The following is a 17,019-nucleotide window of genomic DNA, read 5'->3' as shown; positions in this document are numbered from 1 at the left end:
CGTGGTGGGATCAAACGACAGTCGGATTTCCTGATGATGGAGTCGCGTCGATGACGATCCGCACACGACACGGGGCACTGGCCATGGCCGCCGCTCTGCTCGGAACCGTTGCTGTCAGTGCCTGTGGCGGTGCTGCCGGGCCGCAGGCCGGGCCGGTATCGAAGGGGGATGTCGGGCAGGCGGGCTCGTCCGGTGCCGCGTCGCAGCTCAAGGGGTTCACGCTTGTCGCCTCCGGGGACGTCCTGCCCCATGCGGTGATCATCCGTCAGGCGCAGAAGGATGCCGGAGGACACGGCTACGACTTCCACAAGATGCTCGCGGGCGTGAAGCCGGTGGTCAGCACGGCAGATTTGGCGGTCTGTCATATGGAGACCGTGTACGGCGGGAAGGACGGTCCCTTCACCGGCTATCCGACGTTCAAGTCGCCGCCGCAGGTCGCCCAGGCGCTCAAGGACACCGGGTACGACTCCTGCTCCACGGCCTCCAACCACACGCTGGACGACGGTGCGGACGGGGTGCAGCACACGCTCGACGCCATGGACGCGGTCGGGGTCCGGCACGCCGGATCGGCCCGTACCGCCGCCGAGGCCGGCAAGCCGGCGCTGCTGAAGGCGGGGAGTGCCACCGTCGCGCAGCTCGCCTATACCTACGACACCAACGGGTTCCCGCAGCCCGAGGGTCACCCGTGGGCGGTCAATCTCATCGATCCCGACCGGATCATCGCCGACGCGCGGGCCGCCCGGAAGGCCGGGGCGGACGTGGTGCTGGTGAGTCTGCACTGGGGAACCGAGTGGCAGGACGATCCGGACGAGATGCAGCTGACCGTCGCCAAGCAGCTCACCGCGGCGCGGACCGGCGGGCGCCCGGACATCGATCTGATCCTGGGCACCCATGCCCACATTCCGCAGGCGTACGAGAAGGTCAACGGCACCTGGGTCGTCTACGGGATGGGCGACCAGGTCGCCGGGGAGATGTTCAACTACGACGACAAGCAGGACCCGCGCGGCAACATGGGGTCCATCGCCCGGTTCACCTTCGCCCCGCCCGCGACGGCCGGACAGCGGTGGACCGTGCGCAAGGCAGAGTTCATTCCGCAACTGATGGACCTCGGAGCGCCGTACCGCGTCGTGACCCTCAATGACGTGCTGCGCCAGAACCCGCACCGCGCCGACTACCTCAGGGCTCGTGATCACATCCGCACCATGGTCCTGAGCCGTGGCGGTGCCGCCGCCGGGCTCACCATGGTCCCCTGACTGCGTCTCGGGAGTCTGGGGCCAGTAGCCAGTAGCCAATAGCCAGGGGATCAGGAGACGGCGATCCCGGCGGCGCGGGCCAGCAGGTGGGCGGTCCGCGTTCCGGCATCGACGGCGTGAGCGCCCGTACTGGGCAGGCAGCGCTGGTGTTCCACGCTGTACTCGGTCAGGACGATGCCGGCGTGGTCGGTCGCGAGCTCTTCGAGCGGCGCCGGCCAGCCGCGTTCCTCCAGCGCGTCGCGCAGCTCACGTGACTGCTCGATGTCCGTGATCGGATCGGTGGTGCCGTGCACCAGGTGGACCGGAATCGGCGGCACCGGGTCACCGGCCCGGGATGCGTCCTCGATCGGGACGGTGCCCGTGGTCGGCGCCGCGGAGCGGTACCCGCCGGCGATGCCCACGACGGCTCGCGGCCGCCAGCCGTCGAGCGCGGCGGGGTTGAGGGCGACGCCCAGTACGGCGTTGGCGCCCAGCGACCAGCCCGCCAGAACCATCCGCTCCGCGTCCCCGCCGAAGCGGGCCGCGTTCTCGCGCACGAACGCCACCGATTCGGCCAACTGCGTCCGGCCGCCGTCAGGAGCGTCGGGACGCCAGTCCGGTACGAAGGTGACGACTCCGAGCCGCGCGGCGCTCCGGGCGAGCGGCGCGAGCACGTCCCGTTCATCGGGGCCGCGACCGTGCCAGAGCAGCACCACGGGTGCAGCCGACGACGAGGGCGCGGGACAGTGGACATCCATGCGCCGGCCACTGGTCCCGTAGCCGAGCTCGGTCACCACATCAACGTCCGCCGTCACGGCGCTACCCCCGCATCGTCACATCACTGGCTACGAACCCCATGATCCGTTCCTGTCGGCCCACGGTACCTGGAACCGCCGTTACCCGACTCACGTCGAAGGGATACGCCGCCGGGGCGTGGTCATGGAGGAACCGTCATGCGCAGCCGTGCCGCTCTTGTCAGTTCAGCTCTGTTGTTAGGTGTGTCTCTCACGGTCGCGGGGTGTGGCGCCGAGGGGGTGCGGACGGCGTCGGACGCGCCCGCCGGCAAGGACGTGCTGGTGACCGAGGGCGCCGGGCGTCCGGACGGAGCGGGCGCGCGGAGGGCGGCCGAAGTGGCCAAGGCTTGGGCGGGATCGGCGGCGGAACGCGCGTGGCGCGAGGGATACCGACCGCTCGACCGGGCGGAGTGGCTTCCGCCGGACGCGTTCCGCAGCGGGGAGGACAAGGCCGCGTTCGCCAGCGGGCACCTCGACCTCGCCACGCAGCTCCCGGCGTCCGGGCCCGATGGCCCGGAGGGAACGGTGACGTGGCCGGACGGATCGTCGGCGAAGCGACCGTTGTTGTCGGCGCGTCAGGTATTCGACGGGATCGTGCGGAACAAGTCGGCGTGTCAGGGAGCGGATTGCAACGGGCGGCTGCGGGTGACCGGAGTCAAGGCGGCCACCCGAACGCTGGCGACGAGTCGCGGCCGGGCCACCCTCCCCGTCTGGGAGTTCACGATCGAGGGCTACGCTCAGCCGTTCGCCTATCCGGCCGTGGCCCCCGATCAGCCGCCGCGGTCGGACCGTCCAGCGCCTCGCATCGACGGTGTGAGCTCGGCGGGGGGCTGGAACGGACTCTCGTCCGACGGCCTCGTCCTCAACGTCGGGGTGTCGCACGGGTCGTGCGTGAAGGCCCTGCCCGGCCAGGTGTACGAGACGAAGGACGTCGTCGTCCTCATCGGCCGTGTCGGGCAGTTGCCCAAGGGCACGATGTGCAACGCGGATCTGCGAGTGACGCCCGTGCAGTTCCGCTTGTCGCGCCCACTGGGCACCCGGACCGTGCTCGACGCCGTGACCGGGGACCCCATGGTGCTGATGACGCCAGGGGCGGTGGCCCGGTAGTCGGCCTTGCGAACGGCCGGTGCCGCGGGGAGCACGGCTGAGCAAATAGGCAGAGGCTTCTCTGCAGATATCCCTTTGCAGAGAAGCCTCTGCAACCTATGATTGCGGCCATGGCCGATGAATCCGCACGTCCATCGCACCCGTCCGAGGCCGCGCCCGAGTCCGGGTCCCCTTCCGAATCCGCGTCCGATCCGGAGAAGACCGTCCGGCACATCGACGCCCGCAGCCTTCGCGGGCTCGCGCATCCGCTGCGCATGCGGATGCTCGAACTGCTGAACCTCGACGGGCCCGCCACGTCGACCGGGCTCGCCGAACGGCTGGGTGAGAACACCGGCACCGTCAGCTGGCATCTGCGTCAGCTCGCCGAGCACGGTTTCATCGAGGAGGTGGTGGGGCGGGGCACCAAGCGCGAGCGCTGGTGGCAGGCGGTCAAGGAGCGGCGCACGCTCGACACCACGCAGTTCCGCTACGACCCCGACACCCGGGGCGCGCTCTCCGTCTACATGCACGAACTGATCCAGCAGACGTTCTCCCGGGTCGCCGACTACCTCGCCGACGACTGGGAGGGCCCATGGCAGGGCATCGGCACGCTCGTCGACCGGTCCGATCTGCGGCTGACGCCTGCTCAGCTGTCCGTGCTCAACGCGGAGTTGATGTCCGTCATCGACCGGCACACCCCGGCTCCCGACGCGGAGCGCGGCGAGGACGCGCTGCCCGTCATCGTTCAGCTCCAGTCGTTCCCCCGCAAGGAGCGTGGCGGCGCATGAACCAGGGCACGGACAACGGTCTGCGCGAAAACAGGCGCTCCGACGAAGACACGCGCCCGGACGACGAGCTTCATTCGGACGGCACCACGCGCTCCGACGACGGCATACGCGGTGGGCTGCTGCGCCGGCACCGCGACTTCCGGCTGCTGTGGTGCGGTGAGACGGCCGGCAAGTTCGGCGCGTCCGTCACCGGAGTGACGATGCCACTCGTCGCCGTCACCACGCTGCACGCAACCACCTTCCAGGTCGGCGTGCTGACAGCCGCCACCTGGCTTCCATGGCTGATCATCGGCCTTCCCGTCGGCGTCTGGGTGGACCGGATGCGGCGCCGCCCGATCATGCTCATAGCGGCGGCGGTCTCCCTGCTCCTCTACCTCAGCATCCCGGTCGCCGCATGGTCCGGTGCGCTGAGCATCGGGCTGCTGCTCGCCGTCGCCCTGCTGACGGGTACGGCCGTGGTCTTCTTCCAGACCGCCTACACGGCCTACCTTCCCAGCATCCTGGCGCCGGCCGACCAACCCGAAGGCAACGCCAAGCTGCACGGGAGTGCGTCGGCCGCGCAGATCGCGGGTCTCGGATCCGGCGGTCTGATCGCCCAGTTGGCGGGCGCGGTCAACGGGATGTTCGCCAACGCCGCGACGTTTCTCGTCTCGCTGCTCTGCCTGTCGGGCATCCGGCACCGCGAACCGCGCCCCGTCAGGACCGAACGTCCGCCCAGGGCGCTGCTCAAGGAGGTCGGGGAGGGGCTTCGGCTGGCCACCCGCGATCCCTGGATCCGCAGCCTGACGCTCTTCGGAGCGACCTCCAACCTCGCGCTGATGGGCTTCCAGTCGATCCTGGTGGTCTTCCTGGTGCGGGAGGTCGGCGTGGGCTCCGGTACGGTCGGCGCGCTGATCGCGGCCGCCGGCAGCGGTGGGGTCGCCGGTGCGTTCGCCGCCCGCCGGGTCGCCGCCCGTGTCGGTACGGCGCGCGCCACGCTGCTGTTCGAGCTGGGGTTCGCGGTGTTCGCGCTGCTCATCCCGCTCACCGTCGGCGGTGCGGGGGTGCTGCTCTACGTGGCGGGCGGCTTCTGCGTCTCCGCCGGGGTGGTGGCGGGCAATGTCATCAAAGCGGGCTTCCAGCAGAGCTATTGCCCGCCGGAGCTGCTCGGCCGACTCACCGCTAGCACGTCGTTCATCAACTTCGGTACGATCCCGCTGGGGGCGCTGCTCGGCGGCACGCTGGGTACCGTACTCGGCCTCCGTGCCGCCATGTGGATCACGACGGCAGGGGTCCCGCTCGCCGGTCTGATCCTGGTCTTCTCGCCGGTGCGCAGTACCCGCGACCTGCCGACTTCACCGCTGTCCGGCACCCGATCCGCCGCGCTCCCGCACTGATCCGCCCCGTGGTTCGTCAGGCGTCGGCACGGCTGTCGTAGGACTCGCGCGCCGCGTCGACCGCCTCGATGTGCTGCTCGGCCCAGTCCTTCACCGCGCGCATCACGGGCAGCAGAGTCTCACCGAGTGGTGTCAGTTCGTAGTCGACGCGGATCGGCACGGTCGGCGTGACGGTCCGGCTGACGAGACCGTCGCGTTCGAGGGCGCGCAGCGTCTGGGTGAGCATCTTCTGGCTGACGCCCGCGACACGGCGCGCGAGATCGCCGTACCGCATCGGGCCGTCGGCGAGTGCGCTGAGCAGCAGGCTGACCCACTTGTCGCTGATGCGGTCGAGCAGCCGCCGCGCCGGGCAGGTGGCGAGGTAGGCGTCGTACTCCTGCCGGGCCTCGGCCCGGACCTCGGCGGCGGTTCGTGTCGGCATGGTGCGTCCCTCAGGGTGCGTTGGGCACTCACAAGTGCGTACTTCCTGAAGGAGAGTAGCTCTCTCTAGGTTGGTGATAGAGGCCCTGCGCGGGCCGTTTCCTCGTCATTGATCTACGGAGGTTCGCCGTGCGCGCACTGATCGCCCGATTTACCGACGGCTCCGACGGCTCCGATGGTTCCGGCGGTTCCGGTGGCTCTCACGGGACGCTTGAGGTCGTCGACGCGCCGGTGCCAAAGGTCGGCGCCGGGCAGCTGCGGATCGCGGTCGAGGCCGCCGCCGTCAATCCCGTCGATCTCCTCGTGTCGGCCGGGGCGCCGGTCGCCGCCGGGCTCGTCGGTGCCCGGCCGACCTTCGGCCTCGGCTGGGACGTTGCCGGGACGGTCGACGCCGTGGGCCCCGGCGTGACGGCGTTCGCGCCCGGCGACCGGGTCATCGGACTCCAGGACCGGCTGGACGTCCGCACCGGCGCCCAGGCGGAGTTCGTCGTCCTCGACGCGGACGCCGTCGCCTCCGCTCCCGCCGGGATTCCGCCCGAGGCCGCGGCGACCCTGCCGCTCAACGCACTGACCGCGGATCTGGCGCTCGACGTGCTCGGCGCGCTCGGTCTGACATCCGGCGGAACACTGCTGGTCACCGGGGCGGCCGGGGCCCTGGGCGGGTACGCCGTCGAGTTGGCGGCACTCCGGGGGCTGCGGGTCGTCGCGGTCGCGGGTGCGGCGGACGAATTCTCGGTCCGGGCGCTGGGGGCCGCGTACTTCGCCGAACGGGGACCAGAACTGGCCGACCGGGTCAGGGAGTTGGTACCGGGCGGGGCCGACGCCGCACTGGACGCGGCGATGCTGCGGGCCGATGCCCTGGACGCGGTGCGTGGCGGCGGCGCGTTCGCCTCCGTCAACGCGGGCGCCGCGCCGGTGCCTCTGCGCGGAATCAATGTCCGCGACGTATGGGTGCGGGCGGACGGCGCGCGGCTCGCCGAACTGGCCCGGCTCGCGGAGACGGGCGCGCTCACCCCGCGCGTCGCGGGGGTGCTGCCGCTGGAGCGCGCGGCCGAGGCGCACGCGCGGATGTCGGAGGGCGGAGTACGGGGCCGGTGGGTGCTGGTGCCGTAGGGCGCGCGGCGACGTCCGCTCTCCACCCTTTCGTGTTCCGCCCTCCCGTCAGTACTTCAGGACCGCCCACACCAGCGCGCCGGCGACGGCCGCGGCGTAGCAGCCCGCTGCCGTGACGACCGCCCGGTACCGGGCGGTCGGACTCCAGGAAGTCAGCGACAACAGCCAGGCCAGCGCCGGGAGAACCAGGATGGCGTGCAGGCTGACGCCGTGCAGCGGCTTGACGGACGCGGTGCTGCGGTAGCCGGCTGCCTGGTGGCCGGTGCGGGTCAGGACGACGCCGCGCGCGATCATCGCCGCGCCCGACAGGAGTCCGATGAGCAGGATGGCGAAACCGGTGCGCAGCGCGAGCGGCATACCGGTCGGCCCCTCGGGGCGTCGGGTGAACGAGACGACCGCGAACGCGGAGAGGATGACGACGAGCAGCGCGCCGCCGACGGCGAGGGACATGGACACCGAGGTGTTGAAAGGTGACTTCATGTTGAAGTGCGACGGCACGCCGCGCCACGCCTGGAGCGTGATGCCGCCGACCTCCAGTACGCAGTCGGCCGCGAACAGGGTGAGCAGCACGGCGCGGGTGCGTGCGGCCATCCGCAGATACGACGTCACGCAGGTGATCGCGATCAGCGTCAGACCGAAGGAGAGCCCGAAGGTGAAGGGCTTCCGCCAGGAGACCGGCCCCTCCCACGGACCCCCGTCGACGGCGAACACCCCCAGGTGCACCAGCCCGGAGACGATGAGAACGGCGCCGGTCACGTAACAGAGCCGTTCGCTCCTCCTCGCCACCCGCCACCCTTCTCCCCGCCGCATCGCGGGCGGCGCTCCGGTCGCTCCCGGCGGGTTCGTGCGCGTCGCAGGGTCGGGCTGGGGCACTGCCGCTCGAGCGTGCATGGGACAACTCCTGGCGGAACGTGGGAGGGGGCCGGGTGGGCCGGAGGCCGGGTGAGCTGGGAGACAGGGCGAGCCGGGAGACAGGGCGCGATGTCAGAAGCGGACCGTGGACTCCGTGCGGCGGCTCATCCGCAGTACGGAGACGGCGCCGGCTATGACGATGCCCAGCAGAGCGGCGAGCTGCACCACCGTCGAGGCGATGAGGAGGCCGTTGCCCGACCCGAGGTGATCGCCCGTGTTCGGCGTCGTGAACGATCCGATGCCGATGAACAGGCCGACGGCCGTCGCGATCGCGGCGGTCCAGAGGCGCGGACGCCAGGCCAGCAGCCCGGCCGCGACCACCGGAATGACGGCGCCGGGCGGCACGACCGGGTAGTCCGCGCCCGCTGCTATCTGTACGGGAATCGACGCCGCCATCAGGACCAGCAGGGCGAGGGTGATCTTGACGGGTCCGCGATGGGTTTCCATACCCCAAGAATCCCGAGCGGCCGTCCGGGTGTCGTCGTCCGGCCGAAGGCACCCGATCTACGCCCGGGGGAGTAGTGGGGGCGGACCAGGACAGGGTGGACCCAAGACAGGGTGCACCAAGACAGACCGGATCAAGGCAGGGTGGACCGTGGCCTTTCCATGGGTCCGACGGTCCGACGGTTCAGATGGATGGGCTGGGCGGATGGACGGGAAATGGATGGCCGGGAGCGCTGGTTACGCGGCGTTCGCGCGTTCGGCGCGGCGCGCCGTCAGATAGGCGTCCCGGAGGCGGGCGAGTTCCGTGAGTTCGGCGGGTGTCCAGGATCGGTCGCCGTGCGCCTGGACATAGGCGCGCAGTCGATCATTCGCATGGGTCGAGAGTGTGCCGCGCATGCGATAAGACTATGGGTCCTCAGCGGCGATCGGAATCCAGCTGCCAGGAACGGCATATGCGACCTCGGAACGGCGCGGCATTCCGGGCCCGGCCGGAACCCTCGTACGCTGACAAGGTGATCGAGGCAATGGTGTTCGATATCGGCGAGACTCTCATCAGTGATACCCGGTACTGGGAGTCATGGGCCGACTGGCTCGGAATTCCGCGGCATACGATGTCCGCCCTGGTCGGCGCCGTTGTGTCCCAAGGCCGCGACAACGCGGACGCGTTGCGGCTCATTCGTCCCGGGCTCGATCTCCCGGCCGCCCACGCTGCCCGCCGGACCGCTGGCCGCGGCGAGTTCCTCGACGAATCCGATCTCTACCCGGATGTGCGTCCGGCGCTGGGCGGGTTGCGGAAGCTCGGCATCCGGGTGCTGGTCGCGGGTAACCAATCGGCGTGCGCCGGTGAGCTGTTGCGCGGTCTGGACCTGCCTGCCGACGTGATCGCGACGTCCGAGGAGTGGGGTGTCGCCAAGCCCAGCCCGGAATTCTTCGCCCGGGTCGTCGAGTTGGCGCAGGCCGAGCCGCACGAGATCGTCTATGTCGGGGACCATCCGGCCAACGACGTCTTCCCGGCGAAGCACGCCGGACTGCGGGTCGCGCATCTGCGGCGCGGGCCGTGGGGACATCTGTGGGCGGACGATCCGGAGACGGTCCGGGTGGCCGACTGGCGCATCGGTTCCCTGACCGATCTGAGTTCGATCGTCTCGACCTGGAACGTCTCTGCCTAGAACCTGCAACCGACCCCTGGCCCAACATTCCAGTTAACACCACGGCGGCTGCGAGGGAACGATATTCGCCGGAGGGCGGGAAATCGATGCCGTCGATCTGGGATTGTGCAGCGGGACCTTCTGGGCAGGATCTGTGGGTGGCGCGTTAATTCGTGGAGTGGTGATCGCCGGATCCGGTGCACCGTTCGAATTTCTGTCGCGCACAAGTACGTATGTTCGGCTCGTAGTTCGTAGGAGCGAGATGGCAGCAGCGCAGTGGAATCGGCTGATGGACCACGTCATGGCGGTCCCGGAGCGGACCTACGAAGGTTGGAACAGTCGCGACGGCTGGGACAACCACACCGAATTCGGGGTGGAGTTCGGCGAGGACGGGTACTCCTGGTGCGTCATGTGGGAATGGGACATGTACCACGACATGGGGCTCGACGCGATCGTGCCCAAGGTCGACAACGTCTCGGCCTTCACCGCCTGGGCGCAGCAGCGCGGCCAGTGGAGCGAGTATCCGAGCATCGGTGCCTGGGTGAACCTCGGCAACGGCGCCCACACCGAGATCGTGACGGGCTTCGACGCCGTCAACATCCGCACCAAGGGCGGTAACTCGATCAAGGAGGGTGCCGCCGACAACGGGCAGGGCAACGGTGTCTGGTCGCACACCACCGCCCGCCGTTCGTCCCGCGTCGTCGGGTACTTCGCCCCGCGTTTCCCGGACGGCGTGTGCCCGCCCACCGCCGACCCCAGCGATCACCGCGGCGGCAAGGCCGTCGCCTCGTACCACTGGACACCACCGTCGACACCGGGAGCGCCCGCGTTTCCCGGGCGGCAGTACTTCGTACTGGGGGCGAGCAGCGACTACGCCCTGCAGCTGCAGACGTGGCTGCAGCGCGGCGACTGGGGGCCGCCGTACAAGGTCGGCCCCAGCCGCACCATGTCCCAGCTGGACCTGATCAAGGTCAAGGCGCTGCAGCAGCACTACCTCTCCGTCCTGGGCCCGGCCGACGGGCTCACCGGTCCCAGGACGTGGCAGTACGCGTACGAGGTCGCCTACGGCCTCCGGGCGAAGTGATCCGAGCGTTCTCGGTGGAGGCGGCTGTGCGGGACGAGGTCGGATAATGTGCGAGGTGAGAGTGCCGGACCCAGTCGTTCAGCGATGCGGAGACGCAGCCACCGTGCCGGCGGCCGCGGTCGGCACCGCCGCTGCGTACCAGGAGACCGAGCACGTTGTCTGAGAACCGCGAACGTACACAGGCCGAGCCGGAGCCCGGTTCGGGGCCGGAGGCCGGCCCCGGTGGCGGGCCGGCCGCTCTGCGCGCCGACTGCGGGAGCTGCTTCGCGCTGTGCTGCGTCGTGCCGGCGTTCTCCGCCTCCGTCGACTTCGCGATCAACAAGAACGCCGGCCAGGCCTGCCCCAACCTGCAGCAGGACTTCCGCTGCGGCATGCACACCCGCCTCAGGGACAAGGGCTTCCGGGGCTGCACCGTCTACGACTGCTTCGGCGCCGGGCAGAAGGTCTCGCAGGTCACCTTCGGTGGCCAGGACTGGCGGCAGGCACCGCGCACGGCGAAGCAGATGTTCCAGGTCTTCCCCGTCATGCGGGATCTGCATGAGCTGCTCTGGTACCTGACCGAGGCGCTGACGCTGCGGCCGGCCCGCTCGCTGCACGCGGAGCTCGGGGCCGCGCTGGAGGAGACCGAACGCCTCACCCGGTACAACCCCGAGCTCCTCGTGGAGCTGGACGTTCCGGCCCACCGCAGCGACGTGAACGCCCTGCTGCTGCGGGCCAGCGAACTCGTGCGTGCCGAGGTCCGGGGCAAGAAGAAGGACCGCAGAGGAGCCGACCTCATCGGCGCCCGGCTCAAGGGCGCCGACCTGAGGGGCGCCAACCTGCGCGGGGCGTATCTCATCGGGGCCGACCTCTCGGGCGCCGATCTGCGGACGGCCGACGTGATCGGCGCCGACTTCCGGGACGCGGACCTGCGCGGCGCCGACCTCACCGGGGCCATCTTCCTCATCCAGTCCCAACTGGACGCGGCGCGCGGGGACGCCGGAACGAAGCTGCCGCCCGCGCTCAGCCACCCGGAACGCTGGTAGGCCCCACGCCGCACTGCCTGCCTCGGACGAGGCTCAGGCCCGTCCTATCCGGTCACGTCGAGAGCGGTGCCGTAGAGCCGGTCGACCTTGAGCCGGATGACGAGCCGCTGCTCCGCTACGAGCTGTGCGAGGAACGGCCCCTCGTCCGCCGGACGGGCCGAGGCCGGCAGCATGGCGAGCAGCTCGCGCCCGACGGCATCGCCCGCCTCGGTCGTGATCTCCGAGACCTCGGCCTCGCCCTCCGCGACGGCGAACGACCAGTGGTCCTCGCTGGAGACGTGCAGCGCGGCCCGTGAATCGTTCCTGAGCTGGCGCACCTTGACGCGGTCGGCGGTGGTCGAGAAGCGGACGATCTGGGACTCGGGATCCCAGTGGTAGAGCATGGTCGTCAGATGCGGGTGCCCGCTGCGCTTGTTGGTGGCCAGGACCCCGAACTGATGCGTGGCGAGCAGCGCGGAGAGCGCGTCGTCCGCCAGGACCCGGGGGCCCGGGCCGCTCTTCTCGTCGGTCATGTGGACTCCCCAACTTCCGGCGTACGGAGGCTCGTGATCGGAGAAGGTCCTGCGGTCCTCGTGGTCCAGACCTCCCATGGCCAGCTCAACGAGCGGCACCCGTCAAGGATGTGCCGGATCTGCGGGGCCCGTCAAAGGGGCCGGCGCCGGGTGCGCCTTCCGTCCTATTTCTCCTCTCCGTCCTGTCCGCCGAGGACGGAGGTGGGATCGCCGGTGTACCAGAGGTTGTCGATGTGGGGTGTGTTGACGCCCGCGGGCTGTCCCATCGCGTAGGCCCCGCAGACAGAAGCCGCCCACACCGGCTGGCGGTGTGGGCGGCGGGACGGTCGTCGGGTGCGGGGCGGCCGGTGGACGGCGGCCCGGCAGGAGGGTCAGTCGCTACGCGGCTTTCCGGTAATGGGCGCGCTGCGCTGCCAGGAACGCGGACCGCAGGCGTTCGAGCTCGGCGAGCTCGGCCGGGGTCCAGGCACGGGAACCGTGCGCGTGAAGGTAGGCGCGGAGGGCGTCGTTCGCCTCGGCCACAGGTGTTGCATGCATACCGATCAGGTTACGGTGCGCCGGTGGCCGCTCCGACCAATCCAGCAGGAATTGCGTGTGCGAATGGTCACGCTGCGGAAGGTCGCCCGGTCGGAGCGGCGCCCCGCGGCCGGTGGCCCGGGCCGGGGCCCGTGCGGCGCGGACCTCACGGATCCGGTTACTCGAACGCGGCGGCCTTGACGTCCAGCACACCGGCTCCCACCAGTGCGAAGAGCACGACGCCGAGCACGACGCGGTAGATCACGAAGGGCATGAAGCTCTTGGTGGAGATGTACCGCATGAACCAGGCGATGACGGCGTATCCGACGCCGAACGCGATGACGGTGGCGAGGATCGTCGGTCCCCAGGAGAGATGTGAGTCACCACCGACGTCCTTGAGCTCGAAGACCCCGGACGCCAGGACCGCGGGGATGGCGAGCAGGAAGGAGTACCGGGCCGCGGCCTCGCGGGTGTAGCCGAGGAAGAGGCCGCCGCTGATGGTGGCGCCGGAGCGGGAGACGCCCGGGATCAGGGCCATCGCCTGGCAGAGGCCGTAGACCAGGCCGTCGCGGGTGGTGAGGTCGCGCAGCGTCTTGCGGGGCGGTGCGGCGCGGTGCCGACCGCCCTGGTCGGCGGGGCCGCCGCGGGCGGCGAGGCGGTCGGTGACGCCGAGGACCAGGCCCATGACGATCAGGTCGTCGGGCGGTGGAGAGCGGTGCCGGGACGTCGGTCCGCGTGGGACACGTTCGCCGGTGCCGGAACGTCGGTCCGTGCTGAAGCGTCAGCCGGTGCCGGAACAGCTGGAACGGCTGGGACGGCAGCCTGTGCTGGACATCGGCCGGTGCAGGAAGGTCAGGCGGCCGACCTGGAGCTCTGGGTACGGCGGGCCCGGACGGCGACCAGGACGGCACCCAGGCCGGTCACCGCGATGAACCCCATGGCCAGCAGGAAGGCCGGTGAGGTCGGTGACGACGCGCGGCTGCCCGCTATGACGTAGGCGGCCGTGTTGGGGATACTGCCGATCGCGGTGGCGAGCAGGAACGGGCCCAGGCGCATGTGCGAGACGGCCGCCGAGTAGTTGGCGGCGGCGAAGGGCACACCGGGGAAGAGTCGGATCGCGAGCATGCTGCGGAAGCCGTGCCGGCTCAACTGCCGGTCCACCGAGGTGATCAGGCGCCCGCGCAGCAGGGGTCTGAGCGCGTCGCGGCCGAGCACCCGGCCCAGACAGAAGGACAGCCCGGCGCCCAGTACGGTGCCGGCCAGTGAGGAGAGCAGCCCGGCCTGCGTCCCGAACAGCGCGCCGGCCGCGACGTTGAGCAGCGGGCGGGGCACGAAGGCGAACGCGCACACCCCGTACGCGGCCGCGAAGAGCACCACCGCGCCGCCGCCCGACAGCTGGGGCCAGCCGTCCATGACCAGGTGCTGCGGCTGCCAGACCAGCACGGCCGTGGCCGCACCCGTCAGCAGCGCGACCAGCAGGGCCAGCCGCGCCCACGGCGAGAGCAGCGCACGGGTGCACCGTACGGCGGGGCCGTCGGACGTCGGGAGGCGGTCGAGCATCCAGGGAGCCTAACCGAGACCGGTGAACGTGCGGAGCGAGCGGGGGTCCCCGCAGGGTTCCCGCACGGTCCCGCACCGTCCCCGCAGGGTTCCCGCACCGTCCCCGCAGGCGGAAAACCGTTCGACGCCGGGCCGCCGGGTGACGGATCATCAACGCCATGAACCGGTATGCCTTCGCAGATACGTCCGCAGTCGCGGACGCGCTGGAGGCTGCCCTCGCTTCATTCCTCGACGGCGCCCGAAGCTGACCCTCCCCGGACATTCCGGCGGACCCCGCAGGGGGAGGGTCGGTCCGGCCCAGGGGGTCCCCGCGTTCCCGTGCGCGATCACCACGTCATCCGGTCACCAGGCCAGGCCGCCCGGCCGAGCCACCCGACCATGCCGTCGTGCCGCCGCGCGCAGAATTCCGAGGAAGAAGCGAACCAACCATGTCCAAGACGGCATACGTGCGCACCAAGCCGCACCTCAACATCGGCACGATGGGCCACGTCGACCACGGCAAGACGACGCTGACGGCCGCGATCACCAAGGTGCTCGCCGACCGGGGGACCGGCACCTTCGTACCGTTCGACCGGATCGACCGGGCGCCGGAGGAGGCCGCCCGCGGGATCACGATCACCATCTCGCACGTCGAGTACGAGACCGCCACCCGGCACTACGCGCACGTCGACATGCCCGGGCACGCCGACTACGTGAAGAACATGATCACCGGTGCGGCGCAGCTCGACGGGGCGATCCTGGTCGTCTCGGCGCTCGACGGCGTCATGCCGCAGACCGCCGAGCACGTACTGCTCGCCCGGCAGGTGGGGGTCGAGCACATCGTCGTGGCCCTCAACAAGGCCGACGCCGGTGACCCCGAGCTGACCGACCTGGTCGAGCTGGAGGTGCGCGACCTGCTCAGCGCGCACGGATATCCGGGGGAGTCGGCCGCGGTGGTGCGGGTGTCGGGGCTGCGGGCGCTGGAGGGCGACCCGCGGTGGACGGCGGCGGTCGGTGAGTTGCTGGACGCCGTCGACACCCAGGTGCCGATGCCGGTGCGCTACACCGACGCGCCGTTCCTGCTCTCGGTGGAGAACGTGCTGACCATCACCGGTCGGGGCACGGTCGTCACGGGCGCCGTCGAGCGGGGGACCGTGCGGGTCGGCGACCGCGTCGAGGTGCTCGGCGCGGACACGGCCTCGGTCGTGACCGGTCTGGAGACCTTCGGCAAGCCGATGGAGTCCGCGCAGGCGGGCGACAACGTGGCGCTGCTGCTGCGCGGGGTGCAGCGGGACGTCGTGCGGCGTGGCCACATCGTGGCGGCGCCGGGCAGCGTGACGCAGAGCACGCGCTTCACCGCGCGGGTGTACGTGGTGCCGGCCGCCGAGGGTGGGCGCCGTACCCCGGTCTCTACCGGCTACCGGCCGCAGTTCTACATCCGCACCGCGGACGTGGTCGGCGACGTGGACCTCGGTGTTGCCGGGATGGCGCTGCCGGGCGACACCGCCGAGATGACGGTGGAGCTGGGCAGGCCCGTACCGCTCGAGGTCGGGCTCGGCTTCGCGATCCGCGAGGGCGGCCGGACGGTCGGCGCGGGGACCGTTACCGCCATCGACGGCTAACCGGTAACGGTCGCCGGAGCCGTCCCGATCCGTGTCCCCCGCACCATCCGGTGCGGGGGACACGGCCCGTCGTCTGTTCGTCGCGTGACGCACACGGCACACTGCTCCTCACACCTGTTCCCGGGAGCGCATCGGCCGCGGCCCGTGGCGAGAGGATCCTGGGCATGAAGGGCACAGCGCTCGTACTGGGCAGCGGCGGACTGACCGGCGTCGGGTGGGAGATCGGCATGATCGCCGGTCTCGCGGCGGCCGGGGTGGATCTCGGCACGGCCGATCTGGTGGTCGGCACCTCCGCCGGATCCATCGTCGGGGCGCAGCTCACCTCCGGCCGGCTCGGGGTCGAGGAGCTGTACGAGCGCCAACTCGTCGATCCGCGGGGGGAGACCGTCGCCCGGATAAGCCGCCGGCTCATCTCCCGGTACGTCTGGGCCGCGGCGCGCTCGCACGACGTCCAGGGCTACCTCCTGCGCATGGGCCACATCGCGCGTACCGCCCGCACCGCCCCCGAGTCGGAGCGGCGGGCCGCCATCGCCGGGCGGCTGGTCTCGCACGACTGGCCGGAACAGCGGCTGCTGGTCACCGCGGTCGACGCGGAGAACGGCGAGTTCACCGTCTTCGACAGTGCCGCGGGCATCGGGGTCGTCGACGCGGTGAGCGCGAGCTGCGCCGTGCCCGGCGTCTGGCCGCCGATCACCGCGGGAGGGCGGCGCTGGATCGACGGCGGCGTGCGGTCCAGCGCCAACGCCGATCTCGCGGCGGGCTACGAGCGGGTGGTGGTCCTCGCGCCGGTGGCCCGTGGCGGCGGCCCCGTCCCGGCGCCCCGGACGCAGACCGCCGAGCTGACGGCGGCCGGCGCCCAGGTGGTGCTGATCACCCCGGACCAGGCGTCGCGGACCGCGTTCGGACGCAACGTGCTCGATCCGGCGCGGCGGGCCGGCGCCGCGCGGGCCGGCCGCGCCCAGAGCGCCGCGCACGCCGAGCAGGTCCGCGCCGTGTGGTGCGGCTGACCTGTCCGGCTTGGGACAATGACGCGGTGGATCCAGAACCGATACCGGTGACCCGTGCCGTGGACTTCGGCACCGCCAAGCTGCTGCCCGATGTGGACCGGGCGCGGGCCTGGCTGCTCACCGTGGACGGCGCGCCCCAGTCGTACGTGGACCTCGACGACCCGGTGTACCTGGAGTTCGAGTACGTGCGTCGGCTCGCCCACGCCGTGGACGCGGTCTTCGACGAGGGCCGGCCGCTGGACGTGGTGCATCTCGGCGGGGGTGCGCTGACCCTGCCGCGCCGGCTGTCCGTGACCCGTCCCGGATCGCGGCAGGACGTGGTGGAGGCCGACCGGGGACTCGTGGCGCTGGTGTCGGAACATCTGCCGCTGGACGATCCGGCGGTCGTCGTGCACACCGAC

Annotated in this window: 19 protein-coding genes and 1 pseudogene; 11 read left to right on the top strand and 9 right to left on the bottom strand. The window is 71.0% G+C overall.

Features of this window, described 5'->3' with window-relative positions:
- Nucleotides 1–50: 50 nt before the first annotated feature.
- Nucleotides 51–1,253, top strand: a complete 1,203-nt coding sequence (locus O3W51_RS16790; RefSeq protein ID WP_138355471.1) for a CapA family protein — start codon at nt 51–53, stop codon at nt 1,251–1,253.
- Nucleotides 1,254–1,303: 50 nt separating this feature from the next.
- On the opposite strand, the gene O3W51_RS16785 is transcribed toward O3W51_RS16790, so the two are convergent.
- The gene (locus tag O3W51_RS16785; protein ID WP_269286423.1) at nt 1,304–2,047 is read right to left on the bottom strand and encodes an alpha/beta hydrolase; all 744 of its coding nucleotides are present in this window, start codon (nt 2,045–2,047) and stop codon (nt 1,304–1,306) included.
- A 183-nt stretch (nt 2,048–2,230) separates the two neighbouring features.
- Between O3W51_RS16785 and O3W51_RS16780 the strand changes: the two genes are divergently transcribed.
- From O3W51_RS16780 to O3W51_RS16770, 3 genes are all read left to right on the top strand, one after another.
- Entirely contained in the window at nt 2,231–3,133 is a 903-nt protein-coding gene (locus O3W51_RS16780) for a hypothetical protein (RefSeq protein WP_198358049.1), read from the top strand.
- Nucleotides 3,134–3,243: 110 nt separating this feature from the next.
- Entirely contained in the window at nt 3,244–3,900 is a 657-nt protein-coding gene (locus O3W51_RS16775) for an ArsR/SmtB family transcription factor (protein ID WP_198358048.1), read from the top strand.
- Nucleotides 3,897–5,276 (top strand): MFS transporter, encoded by a 1,380-nt coding sequence (locus tag O3W51_RS16770; RefSeq protein ID WP_138355468.1) that lies wholly within the window; start codon nt 3,897–3,899, stop codon nt 5,274–5,276. Before O3W51_RS16775 ends, O3W51_RS16770 begins: the two co-directional genes overlap by 4 nt.
- Nucleotides 5,277–5,292: 16 nt before the next feature.
- On the opposite strand, the gene O3W51_RS16765 is transcribed toward O3W51_RS16770, so the two are convergent.
- Nucleotides 5,293–5,697: a winged helix-turn-helix transcriptional regulator gene (locus O3W51_RS16765; protein ID WP_138355467.1), complete on the bottom strand. Its 405-nt coding sequence runs from the start codon at nt 5,695–5,697 to the stop codon at nt 5,293–5,295.
- A gap of 137 nt (nt 5,698–5,834) precedes the next feature.
- Here O3W51_RS16765 and O3W51_RS16760 point away from each other — a divergent pair, with 137 nt between their 5' ends.
- Entirely contained in the window at nt 5,835–6,809 is a 975-nt protein-coding gene (locus tag O3W51_RS16760; protein WP_232485523.1) for an NADP-dependent oxidoreductase, read from the top strand.
- A 48-nt stretch (nt 6,810–6,857) separates the two neighbouring features.
- Here the strand turns inward: O3W51_RS16760 and O3W51_RS16755 are convergent, their stop codons facing one another.
- From O3W51_RS16755 to O3W51_RS16745, 3 genes are all read right to left on the bottom strand, one after another.
- On the bottom strand, nt 6,858–7,619 hold the full coding sequence (locus O3W51_RS16755) for a hypothetical protein (RefSeq protein ID WP_138355519.1): 762 nt from the start codon (nt 7,617–7,619) through the stop codon (nt 6,858–6,860).
- 174 nt (nt 7,620–7,793) lie between these two features.
- A complete protein-coding gene (locus O3W51_RS16750; RefSeq protein WP_138355466.1) occupies nt 7,794–8,168 on the bottom strand; it encodes a hypothetical protein in 375 nt (124 codons plus the stop codon).
- A gap of 234 nt (nt 8,169–8,402) precedes the next feature.
- Nucleotides 8,403–8,561 (bottom strand): hypothetical protein, encoded by a 159-nt coding sequence (locus tag O3W51_RS16745; RefSeq protein ID WP_164297396.1) that lies wholly within the window; start codon nt 8,559–8,561, stop codon nt 8,403–8,405.
- Between the two features lie 116 nt (nt 8,562–8,677).
- On the opposite strand from O3W51_RS16745, the gene O3W51_RS16740 reads away from it, so the two are divergent.
- From O3W51_RS16740 to O3W51_RS16730, 3 genes are all read left to right on the top strand, one after another.
- A complete protein-coding gene (locus O3W51_RS16740; protein ID WP_244809000.1) occupies nt 8,678–9,334 on the top strand; it encodes an HAD family hydrolase in 657 nt (218 codons plus the stop codon).
- A gap of 241 nt (nt 9,335–9,575) precedes the next feature.
- A complete protein-coding gene (locus O3W51_RS16735) occupies nt 9,576–10,397 on the top strand; it encodes a hypothetical protein (RefSeq protein WP_138355465.1) in 822 nt (273 codons plus the stop codon).
- A 155-nt stretch (nt 10,398–10,552) separates the two neighbouring features.
- Complete coding sequence (locus O3W51_RS16730; protein WP_138355464.1) at nt 10,553–11,422, top strand: pentapeptide repeat-containing protein; 870 nt, start codon at nt 10,553–10,555, stop codon at nt 11,420–11,422.
- Between the two features lie 44 nt (nt 11,423–11,466).
- Here O3W51_RS16730 and O3W51_RS16725 read toward each other — a convergent pair whose 3' ends face one another.
- The 4 genes and pseudogenes from O3W51_RS16725 to O3W51_RS16710 form a co-directional block, all read right to left on the bottom strand.
- Complete coding sequence (locus O3W51_RS16725) at nt 11,467–11,934, bottom strand: PPOX class F420-dependent oxidoreductase (RefSeq protein ID WP_138355517.1); 468 nt, start codon at nt 11,932–11,934, stop codon at nt 11,467–11,469.
- Nucleotides 11,935–12,312: 378 nt separating this feature from the next.
- Nucleotides 12,313–12,471, bottom strand: coding sequence for a hypothetical protein (locus O3W51_RS16720; protein WP_187144761.1), 159 nt, complete (start codon nt 12,469–12,471; stop codon nt 12,313–12,315).
- Nucleotides 12,472–12,628: 157 nt separating this feature from the next.
- Nucleotides 12,629–13,144, bottom strand: a pseudogene (locus O3W51_RS16715) (undecaprenyl-diphosphate phosphatase); the annotation flags it as partial.
- A gap of 158 nt (nt 13,145–13,302) precedes the next feature.
- Nucleotides 13,303–14,010 (bottom strand): TVP38/TMEM64 family protein, encoded by a 708-nt coding sequence (locus O3W51_RS16710; RefSeq protein WP_138355462.1) that lies wholly within the window; start codon nt 14,008–14,010, stop codon nt 13,303–13,305.
- 428 nt (nt 14,011–14,438) lie between these two features.
- Between O3W51_RS16710 and tuf the strand changes: the two genes are divergently transcribed.
- The 3 genes from tuf to O3W51_RS16695 all read left to right on the top strand — a co-directional run.
- Entirely contained in the window at nt 14,439–15,611 is a 1,173-nt protein-coding gene (gene tuf, locus O3W51_RS16705) for an elongation factor Tu (protein WP_138355461.1), read from the top strand.
- 164 nt (nt 15,612–15,775) lie between these two features.
- A complete protein-coding gene (locus O3W51_RS16700; protein WP_138355460.1) occupies nt 15,776–16,618 on the top strand; it encodes a patatin-like phospholipase family protein in 843 nt (280 codons plus the stop codon).
- Nucleotides 16,619–16,644: 26 nt separating this feature from the next.
- On the top strand, nt 16,645–17,019 hold a 375-nt coding region (locus tag O3W51_RS16695), incomplete at its 3' end, for a spermidine synthase (RefSeq protein ID WP_443048292.1).

This window comes from Streptomyces sp. H39-C1, from assembly GCF_027158125.1.
GTDB lineage: Bacteria > Actinomycetota > Actinomycetes > Streptomycetales > Streptomycetaceae > Actinacidiphila > Actinacidiphila fildesensis.
Note: the sequence above shows the minus strand (reverse complement) of the source record. Positions and strands in the feature narration are given on the sequence as shown.

What these genes read in the sequence shown, in the direction of transcription:
- O3W51_RS16770 (WP_138355468.1), top strand. Translation starts at nt 3,897, where the DNA reads ATGAACCAGGGCACGGACAACGGTCTGCGCGAAAACAGGCGCTCCGAC.
- O3W51_RS16735 (WP_138355465.1), top strand. Translation starts at nt 9,576, where the DNA reads ATGGCAGCAGCGCAGTGGAATCGGCTGATGGACCACGTCATGGCGGTC.
- O3W51_RS16755 (WP_138355519.1), bottom strand. Translation starts at nt 7,619, where the DNA reads ATGCGGCGGGGAGAAGGGTGGCGGGTGGCGAGGAGGAGCGAACGGCTC.
- tuf (WP_138355461.1), top strand. Translation starts at nt 14,439, where the DNA reads ATGTCCAAGACGGCATACGTGCGCACCAAGCCGCACCTCAACATCGGC.
- O3W51_RS16700 (WP_138355460.1), top strand. Translation starts at nt 15,776, where the DNA reads ATGAAGGGCACAGCGCTCGTACTGGGCAGCGGCGGACTGACCGGCGTC.
- O3W51_RS16765 (WP_138355467.1), bottom strand. Translation starts at nt 5,697, where the DNA reads ATGCCGACACGAACCGCCGCCGAGGTCCGGGCCGAGGCCCGGCAGGAG.
- O3W51_RS16710 (WP_138355462.1), bottom strand. Translation starts at nt 14,010, where the DNA reads ATGCTCGACCGCCTCCCGACGTCCGACGGCCCCGCCGTACGGTGCACC.
- O3W51_RS16750 (WP_138355466.1), bottom strand. Translation starts at nt 8,168, where the DNA reads ATGGAAACCCATCGCGGACCCGTCAAGATCACCCTCGCCCTGCTGGTC.
- O3W51_RS16745 (WP_164297396.1), bottom strand. Translation starts at nt 8,561, where the DNA reads ATGCGCGGCACACTCTCGACCCATGCGAATGATCGACTGCGCGCCTAT.
- O3W51_RS16725 (WP_138355517.1), bottom strand. Translation starts at nt 11,934, where the DNA reads ATGACCGACGAGAAGAGCGGCCCGGGCCCCCGGGTCCTGGCGGACGAC.
- O3W51_RS16720 (WP_187144761.1), bottom strand. Translation starts at nt 12,471, where the DNA reads ATGCATGCAACACCTGTGGCCGAGGCGAACGACGCCCTCCGCGCCTAC.
- O3W51_RS16790 (WP_138355471.1), top strand. Translation starts at nt 51, where the DNA reads ATGACGATCCGCACACGACACGGGGCACTGGCCATGGCCGCCGCTCTG.
- O3W51_RS16775 (WP_198358048.1), top strand. Translation starts at nt 3,244, where the DNA reads ATGGCCGATGAATCCGCACGTCCATCGCACCCGTCCGAGGCCGCGCCC.